The organism is Secundilactobacillus silagincola, from assembly GCF_002583405.1.
GTDB classification, from domain to species: domain Bacteria; phylum Bacillota; class Bacilli; order Lactobacillales; family Lactobacillaceae; genus Secundilactobacillus; species Secundilactobacillus silagincola.
On record NZ_BCMJ01000003.1, the window covers coordinates 341,272 to 358,526 of the forward strand.

Consider the following 17,255-nt stretch of genomic DNA (forward strand, 5'->3'; position numbering starts at 1 on the left):
CACCCTTTCAAATAAACGTAAATGGATCAGTATTTAATTTTGATGGTTCAATTTCAATTTGCCACTGGTTTTGCTGTGCCCACTGCTTAAAAAGAGCCGTTAAGTGGGGCTTGCAGATACTTTCAATGTGGTGACCAGGATCGATCACTGGGAAATGAGCGGCAATCATATCGTGGCCAGTATGATAATAAACGTCCCCGGTCACGTAGGCATCGGCACCTTTTCGCTGAGCGGTCTTAAAGAATTTCCCGCCGTCGCCGCCAAGTACCGCAATCCGTTGCACGGGCTTATCCATGTCATCAGCAATGACCCGTAAACCGTCAACGTTGAAAACCTGCTTACAGTATTCAGCAAACTCCCGCACCGTCATTGTCTTAGACAAATCACCGATGCGGCCCATACTGAATTGATGCCCTTCATGATCTAATTTGGTCAGTTCAAGGGCTGGGTGACCGCCGGGGTAAACCTCGTTGACAGCAGCTACCACAGCCTGCAATTTAGCATTCGGCACGCGCATCTGAATCGCCAGTTCATCGGTACTGTTGCGTTCACCAACGGGGCCTAACTCTGGATCAGCACCCTGCATGGGGGTGAACCAAGTGGTACCGTTCCATTCGTAGCTGGCACCGGCATACCGAGAAATGTCACCGGCTCCGGCACCCACCATAGCTAATCGCACCGCATCCGCATAGACCGGTTGCACGTGAACGGTCAGGAGATAATTAGTTTCCGTCACACCGTCCACCAAGCCAACCGTGTTGGTTAAGCCTAGCGCTGCTGCCAGCCAGTCGTTCATCCCGCCCTCGGCACTGTCCAGATTAGTATGGGCCGCATACACCGTGATGTGGTGTTGCAACAAGGTGGCATACATCTGGTTTTGTGGGTCGTCCAAGTCTAAATTACGTGCCGGGTGAAACATCACCGGATGATGAGCAAAGATTAGATCTGCTCCCACCGCAATGGCTTCATCCACCACTTCTGGCCGCACATCAAGCGTCACAAGTACTTTGTGAAAATCAGCTTCCAGCGAACCCAACTGTAAACCGATGGGATCTTTCGGTTCAGCAATCGTCTTTGGCGCAAACTGCTCGAACCGTTCAATTAACGTTTTAACCTTCATTTAAAATGACCTCCTGAATTTGATCACGTTCCCGTTTAAAGGCCGCAATTTTTGCTTGCGGTGCGTTTTTTGCCTGCTTCATGGTAGCAATCACTTGGTCAAGCCGGGCTTGTTCTTGACGCCACTTCTGTTGAAGAACCGGACTCTTTTCCCGTAATAGGTAAGGACCAAATTTCAGTTCCGTAGCCGTATAAGTCACTGGTGTTTCAACCGGATCAGCCACAATAATTTCGTAAATGTGACCGTCTTCGGCTAAGATTCGTTCCGCCACGATTTGATAGCGGTTATTCTGCAGCCAGCGTCGCACGTTATCTTCACCCACATTGGGCTGTAAAATCAACCGTTCATGGTGAGTTAAATGCGACTTGCCACTTTCTAAAATATTCGTGATCAGCGTACCGCCCATACCGGCAATAGTGACAGTGTCAATCTTGTCGTCTGGCTGAATGGCTGCTAGTCCGTCCGCCAACCGTGCCGTAATCGTATCCGTCAACTGCTCATTTTCAATCTCAGTTAACGCATTGTGATAAGGTCCCTTCACCACTTCGCCAGCGAGCGCCGCAGTAATGACGCCTTGTTTGGCTAAATGGACTGGCAGATAAGCGTGATCTGAGCCAATGTCAGCTAACCGCGCGCCAGGTGAAACAAAATCGGCGACGGTTTGTAGCCGGTTGGATAAATGTGTCCCGTTCATACGTTCATTCCTCCACTTCAATCTCGTAATTCCATTATAGGCTAGAGCCCGAACCTAGCACAACATTAGATACTGTTTTTGTGGGCTGTTGATGTGAATCCCTCTGTACAAAAAAGATTGTGCCATAAATCTATATTGGCAAGCATTCCAATCAATTTTTCAGCAAAAATTAGTGATGCCTGTTCTTTGGTTCAATGCGTCAATATAGCCTAATCATGCGCCAAAACTCAGATTCCAGAATTTAACGCAAATAATGCCTACTCCGCACAAATCACGGAATAGGCATTATTTAGTTAAATTCTGGAATCTACCGAGTTTTGTCACACACTGTTTAATGACAACTTATTTTGCAATGACTGAATTACTCATCATCGCGTTTACGCCGTTTCAGACCAACTAAACCAAGCATACTGGTCAATAACCCGAGGACACCTAAGCCCACCGTGGCTTGACTTTGCTCATTGGTTTGAGGCAATTTCTGCTGAGCTTGTGATCCTTGTTGCTGATTGGTAGCTGAAGCATTGCTGCGAGTTTGCGAAACTGAACCATTCTGACTCTCAGTCTTTGACGTGGTTCCCATAGTTGATCCTTCAGCAGTTCCTGCATTGCTGCCACTTTCAGTTGATGTCTGCGAATCATCACCATTCGTCTTTCCAGATGTCGCTGTTCCTGGAGCGGGCGTCCCAGGCGTGGTCGGCTCAGTTGGTGTACCAGTCGGATTACCATCTGGCTGGTTTTCAGGAACACCGGTACCATCAGATGGAACGGATGGCTCTGTTGTTGGCTGTGACGTAGGCGTGTAAGTAACCACAACGTCTTCGTTATACATTGGCACATCTTGTGCAACCACGCTGCCTAAAGCCTGCTGAGCAACTTGACCTGGTTTTGCAGTATAACCTGTCAAATCAGGCGCAGTTTGTTCGTAATAAGCTGCCGTTGGCGTAGCAACACTCCTACCAGTGACTTCATCCGTCACAACATTCCAAGTTACCTTCTGAACCGTTGGTGCTGGAACCTCACCAGTATAATTTGGATCATTCACAACGTAGTGAATCGTCCGCGTGGTAGTGGTTGTGGTATAAGCCATCGTGTGCGTCAAATGAATCTGAACGGGTGCGTTGTCGCCAGCCTTAAAAGTATACGTTCCGTTAGCCGCTTGACCGGTAGCCAACGTGTATTTAGCAGGCTTGTTATCGGTGTTCCAACTTGCTGTACCATCAGTGACACCTTCTAGCTTCGTTGGTGTGCCGACAACAGCACCGTTGTTAGCATCATCCACGTATTCCACCGTGGTGCTTTGCGGATCAGCCTTAAAGGTGACGGTAACGTTGGCATCTGCAGGCTTTGTAGTAGTAACCGCATTGACACCAGCCGGAACCGTAGTCTTATCTGGAGTATAGCCAGCTACTCGTGGCGTATCAACTTCGTAATAGTTACCGGATGGCGTGTAGGTCGTATCACCCGTAACTTCATCCGTATCCGTTGTCCAAGTAATTGGCTGAACTTTGACTGACGGATTTTGGCCGTTGGCAACACCGGTGTAGGTGATTGTTCGAGTTGTGGTACCGGTAAAGCCTTCAGGCAAATCAGTTGTGTGCTTGTGCGCTAACTTGATTGTCAGATTATCCGACGTATCTGTTGTAAAGGTATATGGCACCGTTTCATCTTGTCCAGGTGCTAAAACGTAATTAGCAGGTACCGTTACGGTATACGTACCCGTTCCATCGGTCTTACCATTGAGTGTTTGAACATCGCCGACAGTGGCGTTGCCATTATCAACATCGACGTAAGTCACTGTCAAATCAGCATTACCAGCACTGTAAGTAACTGTTTCAACCGTATCTTTTGGCATGGTGGTCGTAACAGCGTTAGTTCCTACCGGCACACTGGCTTTATCTGGTACATAGCCGGTGATATTAGGGGTGTTTACTGCTCCGTAGTCGCCCGATGGTGTGTAAGTCGTGACACCGGTAATTTCATCGGTATCAGTCGTCCACATTATGGGTTGACTGACTGAATCTGGGTTCTTTGGTGCCCCAGTATAAGTGATTGTTCGGGTCGTGGTGCCAGTAAAGCCTTCAGGTAAATCAGTTGTGTGCTTGTGTGCTAACTTGATTGTCAGATTATCCGACGTATCTGTTGTAAAGGTATATGGTACCGTCGCGTCTTGTCCGGGTGCTAAAACATACCCATCTGGAATGACAACTGTATAGGTACCCGTTCCATCAGTCTTGCCAGTGATTGTTACTGGATCACCAACTGTGGCATTACCACTATCAACATCGACATAGGTCACTGTCAGATCAGCATCGCCGGCACTGTAAGTAACTATTTCATCCGTGTCTTTTGGCATAGTGGTCATAACAGCGTTAGTTCCAGCTGGCACACTGTCTTTATCTGGTACATAGCCAGTGACATCTGGTGTGGTTACTGCTCCGTAATCGCCTGACGGTGTATAAGTCGTGACACCGGTCACTTCATCGGTATCAGTCGTCCACATTATGGGTTGACTGACTGAATCTGGGTTCTTTGGTGCCCCAGTATAAGTGATTGTTCGGGTCGTGGTGCCAGTAAAGCCTTCAGGCAAATCAGTCGTGTGCTTGTGTGCTAACTTGATCATCAGATTATCCGACGTATCTGTTGTAAAGGTATATGGCACCGCTTCACCTTGTCTGGGTGCTAAAACATACCCATCTGGGATAATCACCGTATAGGTACCGGTCTCATCGACCTTGCCCGTAAGTGTTTCCGGCGTACCAACGACTTTATTATTTTCGTCCTTATCAACATAGGTCACCGTCAAGTCGGCATTGTTAGCTGAGTAGATAACGGTAACATGGCTATCTGTCGGCATTGTGGTAGTAGCGGTATCAGTCTCAGCCGCCACCGTTGCTTTATCCGGGGTATAACCCGTTATCGATGGTGAAGTAACTGTCGGATAGTTGCCGTTTGGCGTGTATGTCGTGACACCGGTAACTTCATCCGTGTCCGTCGTCCATGTTAGTGGCTGACTGACTGAGCTCGGGTTCGTAGGCGCACCGGTATAAGTGATCGTCCGGTGAGTGGTGCCAGTGAAGCCCTTCGGTAAGTCAGTCGCGTGTTTGTGTGCCAACTTGATTGTCAGGTTGTCAGACGTGTCCGTGCCCGCCTTAAAAGTGTATGGTACCGTTCCGTCTTGTCCAGCAGCTAAAATATAATTATCGGGTACTTTAACGGTATAATTACCGGTTTCATCAGTTGTACCGTTGAGCGTTACTGGATCACCGACTACCGCATTATGATTATCGGTATCCACATAGGTCACGTTTAGATTTGCATCGCCAACCAGTTCATATTGAACAGCGTTGCCATCAAAATAATACTTCGCAACTTGCCCAAACTGAACTGGGTTTGAATTTGGATCATCACCAGTACCATCAACAATCGTTGGTGTAACCTTCCCTGAATCGTCAGCGACTAATTCATATCCAGCCGGGATCAAGCTCTGATCAGTAGCAGAAAAATCTGAAAGCTGAGTTGGATAATCACTTTTGAAGGTATCCACATTGTCATTAAGCGTTTGACTCAAATCAGCAAGATCAATATATTGGTCATCACCATTAGCGTCAACATAGTGATACCGTGCCTTGATTGTGGAGGTTCCCACGATTTTAACTGATGCATCACTAGAACTGACATTCACCTTGACACCATCACCATAGAAGGCTGTTTGCAAATAACCGGTATCACCCGCCATCAGATTAAACGTAACGGTCTTGCCGTCAACCATTTGGTCTGCCACTTTACCTTTAAGTGCAATTCGACCAGTCGATGAGTTGGGCTGAATCCCCTTAATTTGGACAATAATTGACCGAATTGATGACCAGTCAGTAACTTGATCAGCAGTCACATAGCCAGTGGTATCAGGAGCTGTTGCATTTTTATTAGTCAAGTTCTGAGCCGCAGTTGAATAAAGAACAACTGGATTAATAGCAGTACCATCATCTTTTGAAGTTGTGTAATTTGTTGGAACATCAATGGGGCCTGTCAAATCAAAAGTATACTGAGACCCCTTTGAATCACCAATCGTTGGCAGGTTAATGGCAACTGTCGCATTATGTTCCTTGTCGGTATCTTCCTTAGAAGTATAAACAATAGAATCATAGAACGTCATGTCCGATGAACCTTGATCATCGCTAGTCCCACTCGTTACAGCCGCAACGTCAGAATTTCCTTGGGCCAACGAGGTATTAAAGAACGAACTAGCAGTGGAAATATTCCACGTTCCATTTGCCCCGTACAACTCGAAAGCGTTGGAATTATTTTCAACAAATGAAAGATCACTCGCTGGTGTGCTATTTGATATCTTAGTAGTCGGAGAAACAATGTAGGTATGATATGGATAATCACCTGGCAAAGCGTCAGGATCATTTGCAATGGTAACAGCTGCCCAGTAACCGGTAGTCTTATTCGTGTCAACCGTTACGCCAGTTCCTGAATAGTCAATTTTAACGACCGTTTGCCCATTGTCAGCAGTGAATTCAGAGACCTTTGCCCCAGTTACTTTAGTGAGTAAAGCCCCAGTCGGATCACGATAAGCTGGATCAGAAGCGGGATCATCGGTATACCAGTTTAAGCTGTTAATAGAAGCAACGGTAGTGACTTTGGGAATCACAAAGTAGAAGGTTGGCTCGTAAACTAACGATGTTGTTGCTTCATGTCCGTTAGATCCAATCAAAGTCTGAAGCGTTCCAGCATCAGGATTACCTGGTGCACCAGCATTCCCCCTGGTCACCACATAACCACCAACTGCCGCTTCAGCCTCCACAACCGTTTGGGTAATGGACGTCGGATTTTGATAAGACTTCCCATTAGCATCAAAGCTGAGATCAATAGACGACGTCAACTGATCGCCGATTTTAACAGAATCGCCGTTATCATAGGTATTCGATAAGTGACCATTCACAATAAAACTATCAGTGGTACCCAAATGATTTGCATAGGAACCCGATGCCAACTTATTAGGAACAAACACAGCCGTTCGGATGGCAGAATCAGTTGCTTCAACTGAATCTCCCGCGGTCACTGTTCCTGTTTCGGTACCGCCATTTGCTAACGTCAGCGTATAAGTATAGCTACTCGTATCAGGCATATAGCTATATGGATTGACATCTTGGGCAGGCGTCTGGATACTCGTTACATTAAAACCATCCGGAACCTTTATTGTTATTTTGGCATTGTTAGCTTCGCCTGCCGAATTGAATGCGAACCCGAAGCTGTTAAGGTAGGTCGGATCATCCGTCGTCTCGTTGTCCAAGACTAATTTGGTTGGCGCTGAGGAAGAGTTTCCGCTACCAGAAGTGACAGCTGCACTAGTTCCAATCAGCGTTCCACCAGCGTTTCCAGCCAGGATTGTCACACTCCATGGATCAGCAGAATCCGTCAGCGTAGCACCATCTGAATTCATCACCTGAGAAAACGTCACGTCACCTGGCGCAGTAAGAGTTTGGTCAGTTTCTTTTTGTGCAACATCAAATGCACCAACCAGTTTGTATGGCTGAGCAGAGTCAGCACCCTGATTTCCTGATTTTGCAGGCACGTCAATAATGACGTTGGTTCCTTTACCACCAGGTTGTGTAATGGTCGTAGCATCCTTAAAAGCATTAATTTTACTTGTCGCATCAGTGTCCAAAACAAAACCTGTTGGAACTGGTATTGTAACTTTTGAACCACCGTAATTGTCCGCGCTGTTAACACGAGCGGACGGATATTGGTCGTCTTGAACACCATTTGCCTCATTCACGCTGACTTCAAAAACATAATTTGTCTGTGGCAAAAGTTGTGTAACCGTCTTTGAATCTGGATACAGCAAAGAAACAGTGGATAAGTTACTAGTAGGCTGAATCGTTTGCGTAAAGGTGATTGGTGTTTGGGCCACCTTATTGATCGACCAAGTAATCGTCTTTGTAATTGTCTTACCTACATCAGGCATACCACCATCTTGCTGGGTGTAATTACTGCCTAAATTGAGCTTAATTTCCTGAGTTGTGGTCGAATCCGCAGTAAACGTGTCTGTCACCGTATGAGAATTATCATCATTTTTAACTACGGCTGTTGTTCCCGCAGCACTGACCAGTGGATCAGCTGCACCGAATGAATAGACCTGAGTGCCCGCTGGGATATTGATCGTATACACGTCACCGGCCTTTGCATTTGCCTTTAAGGTCAGCGTCAACGGACTTTTGACATTTGTCCCGTGGCCAATTGCGTTGGCCGAAATTGTTAAGCCAGTAACAGCATTCTCGGGGGCAACAGCATCTAACTCTTGAGCCTGATTCGTCGCTTTGTAGACTTGCTCAGCACTGGCTTTAGCGGCATTTAATTGCGCTGTCGTTGGGTCGACCAAAGTTTTACTTGTACTGGATTGCTCACTCTTGTTGGTGTTTTCTGTCGTGTTTGACACATCAGCTGAATGATTACTGGTTGTGGGCTTACTCTCAGCAGGATTACTTGCATTTTCAGCACTGACGGCAGACGTCTCAGCATTAGTGTTAGAAACATTATTGGAATTAACTGTCGTTTTTTTACTTGCATTATTTTCTTGATTGCTAGCAGTATTTTGGTCCGCTTTTAGCGGTAGTGTATTTGTATTTTTAACGCTTATATTTGAATCCGTTGCAACTTTTGTAACCTCATCAGATTTCTGTGCAGGTGTAACCGTTGTATCCGCGAACACAGTTGTACTGGTTCCAAGTAATAAACCAACGCCAACTGCCAGTCCAGCTAAACTCGCGTAAATCCAGTGGCCACCTGACTTATACGCTTTGTAATGTTCCGTTAAATTGGCCTTAATCGTTCTAATATTGTTATTTTTACTAACCATTATAGATCCCCCCGGATGTTCATCACGATCTAAAAAATAATTGACTATATTAAAATTTTCTAAATATCTCCAAGTCTAAATTAGTTGTAATAATTTTTAAACTAATAGTCATTTAAACTTGTCTAATGCCTGCGCTCACACATTTTTTCAAATCTGTCCTCCTTCTGTTTCCAATCATTATAATAGTCATTATTTAATGAGTAAAGGGCATTTATCAGATTATTCTTAGATTCTGCTTAGAAAATATTTTAATCGTTATAGTGAATTTTTAGGCTCCAGATAGAACAAAAATCCTATTTTATAATTTTTCCTAAAATAAAAACGTCCCCACTTTGCTTGTATAACCATTCATTTTCAAGAAAATAGAGGCACCTAATTCATAACGAATTAGGTGCCTCTATACTCTTTCATCACTTTAAATTGAGTGGAACTCGTTTTTGATGATAACTACCCATCGTCACGTTTACGACGTTTCAAACCAACTAAACCTAGCATACTAGTCAGCAGACCAAGCAAACCTAAACCAACTTCGGAATGACTTTGCTCATTGGTTTGTGGTAACTTGCCTTGGCTAGCAGCAGAAGTCTTGGATTGACTGCTTGAAACAGTTGCTGCAGCACCGTTAACGTCCTGTGTCGTTCCAGCGTAACCAGTATTTCCATCAGTAGTTCCTGATGTGCCAGCATTTCCTGACGTTGCTGAACCCTTTTCGCCCTTTTCAGGAGTCGTCGAGATTGCTTCACCAGGAGCAGGCGTTTCTGGAACAATTTCTCCAGTAATCGATCCCGTTCCAGTTGGTTCTTCTGGTGTCGTTGGTCCTGTTGGCTCAGTTGGTTCACCAGGGACACCCTCGCCATCTGATGGTGTCGTCTGTACATCAGGCGTATAGGTGACGACGACATCTTCGTTGTACATTGGCACATCACTCGCAGCCACACTGCCAAGCGCTTGTTGACCAACTTTGGTTTGACTGGCAGTGTAACCTGACATACTAGGCACTGTCTCTTCATAGTAACCGGTTTGCGGTGTTGCGACACTGACACCCGTTGCTTTATCAGTGGCCACGTTCCAGATCACTGTCTGAACCATTGGCGCCGGCGTTTGACCCGTATAGTTAGGATCATCAACCACAAAGTGAACCGTCCTAGTCGTCCTAGTCGTGGTGTATTCAATCACGTGGTTCAAATGAACCTGAATCAATTGGTCACTGCCGGCTGTAAACTGATACGTACCGCTGCCAGCTTGACCAGCAGTCAAACTGTAACCGGTTGGCTTATTGTCAGTATTCCAATCAACTTTCCCAGAAGTTTTACCTGAAAGCGTCGTTGGTGTGCCAACAACTGCGCCATCATTATCGTCGTCCACATATTCCAGGGTGACAGTTTGATTATTTGGCGTATAAGTGACCGTTGCTGTTTCGTTGTCTGGCAAGGAAGTTACACCCGCATAGGACTCTTGAGCAACACTCAGTGGATCGGCGGTATAGCCATCGAGCGTTGGGGCTGTTTCTTCCGCATAACCACTTTGCGGAATGGCAACCATATGCCCGTTGACTTCATCCGTCGTCACGTTCCAAGTAATCGCCTGCGTCTTGGCTGCCGGAACCTGACCGGTGTAATTAGGATCGTTAACCACGTACGTAATCGTCCGGGTAGTTGTGGCAGTGGTGTTATCAATGATGTGGCTCAAATGAATCTGAACCGCTTGATTACCATCATTGGTAAACTGATACGTGCCACTGGTTGCTTGACCCTTAGCGAGTTTGTAGCCAGTTGGAATATTATCTGTGTTCCAAGTAGCTGTGCCAGAAGTTTTACCAGTGATTGTTGTTGGGTTGCCAACGACTGCACCACCATTGGCATCATCGACGTATTCAACTTGAGCTGATTGCACATTTGGTGTATAGGTCACCGTAACTGCTTCTGAATCCGGTAACTTACCTTTAATTGCAGCACCATAATTCTGTGCCTGAACTGTCGCTGAATCTGGCGTATAGCCAGGAATTTCTGGTGCGTTCTGACTGCTATAACCGCTCTGTGGAACGGCAACACTAGCGCCATTAACTTCATCCGTCGTTACGTTCCAGGTAATGGTTTGCGTCTTGGCTGCCGGAACCTGATCCGTGTAATTAGGGTCGTCAACCACATACGTGATTGTCCGGGTAGTTGTGGCAGTGGTGTTATCAATAACGTGATTCAAATGAATTTTAATCGTCTGGTCACTGTTATTCGTAAACTGATACGTCCCGCTAGCAGCTTGACCTTTGGCAAGCTTGTAACCGGCTGGCAAGTTAGTCGTATCCCAAGTTGCCGTACCGGAAGTCTTACCGGAAATGATTGTTGGTGTACCAACAATCGCACCACCCTTAGCGTCATCCACGTATTCAACCGTAGCGCTTGCTTTATTTGGTGTGTAGGTGACGGTAATCTTTTCAGGTGCTGGTAAATTATCTTTCAGCACTGCCCCATAATTCAGCGTTTGAACTGCCGTTGGGTCAGCGGTATAGCCGTTGATCGTCGGTACATCTTGCTTTGCGTAGCCGCTTTGTGGTACAGCTTCGCTTGCGCCAGTTACTTCATCCGTGGCAATATTCCACGTAATGGTTTGCGTCTGCGTCTCGGGTACTTGACCGGTATAGTTAGCGTCATCCACCACATAGATGATCGTCCGGGTAGTTGTGGCAGTGGTGTTATCAATGATGTGACTCAAATGTATCTTGATGGTCTGATTAGTCCCATAGGTAAATTGATACGTGCCACTGGCTGCCTGACCTTTGGCAAGTTTGTAGCCAACTGGCATATTATCTGTGTTCCAAGTAGCTGTGCCAAAAGTTTTACCGTTGATAGTCGTCGGATTGCCAACGACTGCACCACCCTTAGCGTCATCCACATATTCAACCGTGACCGTTTGAGCATTTGGTGTATAGGTGACGGTAACTGTTTCATTCTTCGGCATCTGGCTAGTTGCGACACCACCGTAGTTCTTTGCGGCAACCGCAGTCGCAGTATCTGCAACGTTGTCAATTGTTGCGGTATAACCACTGATTGTTGGAATGGTTTGAGCAGCATAGCCGCCTTGTGGAACAGCTACACTAGCGTGAGTAACCTCATCAGTTGCCACATCCCAAGTAATGGTTTGCGTCTGAGTTTCAGGTGCCTGACCAGGATAGCTGGCGTCATTTACCACGTAGTTAATCGTACGGGTCGTCGTTGCCGTCGTGTTATCAATGATGTGACTCAAATGAATCTGAACCGTTTGATTTTTATCATTGTTAAATTGATACGTGCCACTGGCTGCTTGACCTTTGGCGAGTTTGTAGCCTGCTGGCAGATTGTCGGTGTTCCAATCGACTGTACCAGACGTCTGACCGCTGACCGTTTCTGGCGTACCAACTACTGCGCCGTTGTTACTATCATCTACATATTCGACGATCACTTTTTGTGCATTTGCATGATAGATAATCTTGACAGTGTCATCACCTGGAATACCACTAGCGTCCATACCGTTATAGGTCACTTGTTCGACCTTATCTTGGTTCGGTGTATAACCATCGATTGCTGGCACAGTTTGCTCACTATAAATTCCCGTTGGTGTCGCAAAACTGGTGCCAGTAGCTTCATCAGTGGTAATCTTCCAAGTAATGGTCTGTGTCTGCGTTTCTGGCACTTGACCAGTGTAGTTCGAATCATCAACCGTGTAGGTAATCGTCCGGTTGGTCTTTTGCGTACTGTAATCAACGACATGATTCAAGTGAATCTTAACTGTTCGATTATCGGTGTTATTAAATTGATACGTGCCTGAAGCAGCTTGACCTTGAGCTAACTGGTAACCAGTCGGCAGATTATCGGTGTTCCAGTTAGCTGTGCCAGAAGTCTTTCCAGTCAGCGTTGTTGGCGTGCCTACTACAGCACCAGCGTTATCGTCATCTACATATTCGACAGTGACCTGTTGATCATTTGCCGTGTAATGAACTTCCACTTTTTCATTCTGTGGTAACGTTGTTGTACCATCGAAGACTTCCTTTGAAATCGTTGTTGGATCAGCAGTATAGCCATCAATGGTCGGCGCAGTCTGTGCGCTGTAAATACCCACCGGTGTTGCCACCGTGGCGCCAGTAACTGTATCCTTAACCACATTCCAATTTAGCTTCTGAATCTGCGTTTCTGGCACTTGTCCTGTATAGTTCGGATCATCAACCACATACATGATTGTCCGGGTAGTCGTTGCGGTGCTGTAATCCATCACATGCGTCAAGTGAATCTTAACAACTTGATCAGTGCCGTTGGTAAACTGATAAGTCCCACTAGCTGCTTGACCTTTCGCCAAAATATACTTAGACGGAATGTTATCAGCCGTCCAGTTTGCGCTACCGGAAGTTGTCCCATTAATCGTCGTTGGCGTGCCAACCACTGCACCATTGTTGCCATCATCGACAAATTCAACAGTTGCTTGCTGTTTGTCGGCGTGATAAGTTACCGTGACAGGCTCATCATCTGGAATACCACTAGTAGCCATACCGTTGAAAACCTCTTGATCAATCTGAGTTTTATCTGGTGTATAGCCTTTGATTGTTGGAGCGTTTTGCTCGCTGTAAACCCCTGTTGGAGTAGCAAAGCTCGTCCCAGTGGCTTCATCACTGGTGATCTTCCAAATAATCTTCTGCGTCTGTGTTTCTGGCACTTGATTGGTGTAGTTTGGATCATCAACAGCATACGTAATGGTCCGCGTTGTTGTCTTGGTTGAGTGATCAAGAATATGGGTCACATGAATCAGTACCGGTACATTATTATCAGCCGCAAAGGTATAGGTTCCGCTGGTTGCTTGACCAGCGACCAACTGATATCCAGCTGGGATAGTTGGCATCGTCCAATTGGCTGTAGTACCTGGCGCACCTGAGATATTCTTTGGGGTGCCAACAACTGCGCCACGGTTATTATCATCAACTAACTTGACCTGCGCACTGGTTTCACCCACCAATTCATACTGAACAAAGTCACCGTCATAGTAATACTGAGCGACTTGACCGAATACAGCTTTTCCATCACCTGTACCATCAATAATCGTTGGTGTAGCTTTGCCTGATACATCCGTAACCAATTTATAGCCGGCTGGAATTAACGCCTGATCATTAGCCGAAAATCCAGCAAGGCTAGTCGGGTAATCATTCCCGTTAAAAGTATCTTTATTATCGTTAAGGGTCTTGTTCAAATCATCAAGATCAATATACTGGTCAGCACCGGTATTATCGGTGTAATGATACCGCGCCTTAATGGTTGACGTCCCAGTAATCGCGATTGAAGCGTCGCCTTTTGGATTTACACTGGCTTTAGCACCATTGCCGTAGAAAATAGTTTGCAAAGTACCGGTTTTACCAGCTTGTTCATTAAAATCCTTGGTCGTCCCAGTCAACGCAATCCGACCAGTTGAAGTATTAGGCTGGATACCATTAATTGAAACGACAACCGAACGAATAGTAGACCAATCAGTTACCTGATCAGCAGTGACATAGCCTGTAGTATCAGGTGCTGTAGCATTCGTATTTACAGCTTGTGGCTGAGTAGAATACAAAACCGTGGATGTAATTGGGGCACCATTACCGCTGACAGTAGTATAGTTAGCTGGCACGGTAACAGGACCAGTCAGATTAAACGTGTATTGAGATTCTTTGGAATCACCAATAGTAGGTAAATTAATGGCTACACTGGCACTACTTGCTACATCACCCGCATCCAAAGAAGTATTAACAATATTATCATAAAAGGTTAGGGTTGGATCGCCTTGATCATCACTTGTACCTGCTGCTACAGCATCGGTATCAGCATTTCCTTTAGCTAAAGTAGTGTTATAAAAAGCACTGGCAGTGACGATACTCCAGTTACCAGAACCGCTTTGCAACAAGAATGCATTGGGGTTACCGTCTGTATAGGATGTGTCAACAACCTTCGTCGTATTCATAAGTTTAGTAGATGGCGACACAATATACATTAAATACGGATAACTACCTGGAAGTGCATCTGGATTATTTGACAAAAATACCTTGCCATTTACACCAGTAAATTCATTAGTGCTAATCGTTACACCAGTTCCTGAATAATCCACTTTAACTACAGTCTTACCATCATCAGCTTTGAAAGTACTAATTTTAGCTTCAGGTAATGCCGTCACATTCGAAACTGAGGTAGCTGTAGGTACCACAAAATAATAAGTGGGTTCATAAATTTTTTGAGAACTTTGACCGTAACTGCCACCTCCAGTTCGTAAGTCACCAGCATTTTGAGCACCTGGTGCTTTATTTGATTCGTCCATGTACCCCATTCCATAAGCCACTGCATCGACCACTGTTTGGGTGATTGAAGAAACAGTGGTTGTGTCAGGGACTGTCTGATCAGCAAATATCAAACCAGAGCTTGAAACTAATTTGTCACCTGCCTTGACTGGAGACCCATCGTCATAAGTAGCTGACAAATTACCACCCACAATGAATCTTTCAAACGTACCAGTCGTTGGTACAGGATTATTAGGATTTAGGCCTCCAGCTCTTGTATCATTTGCACCAGGTGTCAAGTAATTCGGTGTGAAAACGGCAGTTCGAATGGCTGAAGTGGATGTGATTTTTCCTCCGGCATTAACCGTTCCAGTCTGAGTTGACCCATCAGCCAAGGTTAATGTGTAATCATAACTTGTCGTGCCAGGAAGATAGAGTTTCGGCGTGATTCCTGCACTAGGCGTTTGAATACTTGTAGCATCAAGACCATTGGCAATATTAATCTGAATTTTGGCGCCAGTCGTGTCTCCGGCTGAATCAACTGAAAAGGTGTACGAACTGAGGTAAGAAGGATCATCAGTCGGATCATCATCTAATAAAAGATTACTTAATGACCCGTCGGCTTTCGTTATAGCAACGCCATTTCCAATTCCAGAACCGCCAGAATTAACGCCAAGAATCTTTACACTCCAAGGAGTCCCTGTAGCAGCTAAGGTACCACCATCAGAAAGCACTTGATTAAAACTAACTGGCGAGCTTGCAGTAAAGACTGTATCAGCCGCTGGTTGCGTCATTACAAAAGAACCGATAAATTTATATCCTAATCCATCGTTTAAATAATTCTCTCCCCCAGAACCTGCAGGAGCGGTCACTACAAGATCCGTTCCTGGTCCATTCGGCTGAGTAATTGTTTGTGCATCGCTAAACGCATTCATGGCTTTAGTGTCATCCGCATCCAACTTGAAACCAGTAGGAACTGGAATGGTTACAGTGGTTCCACCAATGTTGTCCCCTCTATTTACCAAATCAGAAGCACCACCGTTATCTAGAACACCATTGGTTTCGTTAACCTTAAGTGAAAATACATAGTTCTGATTTGGTAAAATTTCGGCTACATTTTTTGCTGACGGGTAAGTCTGAACCACTGACGACAAATTGACAGTTGGTGTAATCGTTTGGGTAAATGTAACTGGTGTTTGTGCAACGTCATTTTCTGACCATGTAATCTCCTTAGTAACCGTTTTACCAACATCTTCCATAGGACCAAACGTGGCCTTAGCGTTATTTATAACGTTAAAAGTAAAAACTTGAGTTACAGACGCAGTAGTGTTGAACGTATCTGTAACTGTATAAGTTCCATCGTCATTCTGGGTCCGTGTCGTTGTACCTGCTGCCGCTGGTAAAGGTTGTTCACTTCCAGGATCATATTGAAACACATGGGTATCTGCCGGAAGATTAATCACGTACTTATCCCCAGCCTTACCAGAAATCTTAATGGTCGCTGTGAAAGGCTTAGTTATGCCAGAGCCATAACCAATTTTATCTGTTGACAGCGTCCACGTTGCATCGGCAGTCTGTCCCGGATCTCCCGCCACCGCATCAATCTCCTGCGCCTGATGAGTCGCGTCATAAACTTGTTCCGCGCTCTTCTTAGCCGCATTCAGCTGTTCCTTAGTTGGATTAACCAATGTCTTGGAACTTGCTGACGGTTGCTTTTCTGACGAACTGGCCGCTGGCGTTGCAGCCGCAGTTGGTGTACTTGCTTGCTTAGCAGCCGTTGCATCACTTGTCATTGCAGGTGTGTTTTGTGCAGCAGTATCCGCACTCTTCCCAACGCTCGCGGTAGTTGTATCACTAGATTTTACATTAGCGCTGGGCTTCACATCAGCATTAGCGCTTTCATTTGCATTATCAGCTGCTTGTTTATTTGAACTGTCGACAGCTGTCGTATTGCTAGTATCAGCAACCGTTGTACTTGCTTTCAACGGTACTGTACTTGCTGTTTGCGTCGTTGCCGCACTGCCAGCATCCTTAGTCACTGATGCAGCCGGATCCAGCGTTGTCGTTGCTACTTCATCAGCGAAAGCGGTCGTGCTTCCTAACAGTAAACCTGCTCCAAGAGCTAAACTGGCAAGACTCGCATAAACCCAGCGTCTACCAGCCTTATATGCTTTATAATGTTCCTTTAAATTCGACTTGACCGTCCGAATATGATTATTTTTGCCTACCATATTGATACCCCCCTAGGTTTGTGGCCTACTCCAAATCATGCAATCAATCTGTCTATTTTAATATCGAAAACAATGTCGAGACT

At 45.6% G+C, this 17,255-nt stretch carries 4 protein-coding genes; all 4 read right to left on the minus strand.

Annotation, left to right across the window (positions count from 1 at the left end):
• Positions 1-7: 7 nt before the first annotated feature.
• The 4 genes from CES82_RS05550 to CES82_RS05565 all read right to left on the minus strand — a co-directional run bounded on the left by CES82_RS05550 (position 8) and on the right by CES82_RS05565 (position 17,172).
• Positions 8-1,120 (minus strand): Nif3-like dinuclear metal center hexameric protein, encoded by a 1,113-nt coding sequence (locus CES82_RS05550; RefSeq protein WP_098824319.1) that lies wholly within the window; start codon positions 1,118-1,120, stop codon positions 8-10.
• Positions 1,110-1,814 carry a tRNA (adenine(22)-N(1))-methyltransferase gene (locus CES82_RS05555; protein ID WP_098824320.1) on the minus strand — a complete coding sequence of 235 codons (705 nt, stop codon included), beginning with the start codon at positions 1,812-1,814 and terminating at the stop codon, positions 1,110-1,112. The genes CES82_RS05550 and CES82_RS05555 overlap by 11 nt, the downstream gene beginning before the upstream one ends.
• Before the next feature lie 361 nt (positions 1,815-2,175).
• Positions 2,176-8,676, minus strand: a complete 6,501-nt coding sequence (locus CES82_RS05560) for a mucin-binding protein (RefSeq protein ID WP_098824321.1) — start codon at positions 8,674-8,676, stop codon at positions 2,176-2,178.
• Positions 8,677-9,123: 447 nt separating this feature from the next.
• Complete coding sequence (locus CES82_RS05565; protein WP_098824322.1) at positions 9,124-17,172, minus strand: mucin-binding protein; 8,049 nt, start codon at positions 17,170-17,172, stop codon at positions 9,124-9,126.
• Between the last annotated feature and the right edge of the window lie 83 nt (positions 17,173-17,255).

Coding starts and splice junctions, on each gene's coding strand:
- CES82_RS05550 (WP_098824319.1), bottom strand. CDS start 1,120: ATGAAGGTTAAAACGTTAATTGAACGGTTCGAGCAGTTTGCGCCAAAG.
- CES82_RS05555 (WP_098824320.1), bottom strand. CDS start 1,814: ATGAACGGGACACATTTATCCAACCGGCTACAAACCGTCGCCGATTTT.
- CES82_RS05560 (WP_098824321.1), bottom strand. CDS start 8,676: ATGGTTAGTAAAAATAACAATATTAGAACGATTAAGGCCAATTTAACG.
- CES82_RS05565 (WP_098824322.1), bottom strand. CDS start 17,172: ATGGTAGGCAAAAATAATCATATTCGGACGGTCAAGTCGAATTTAAAG.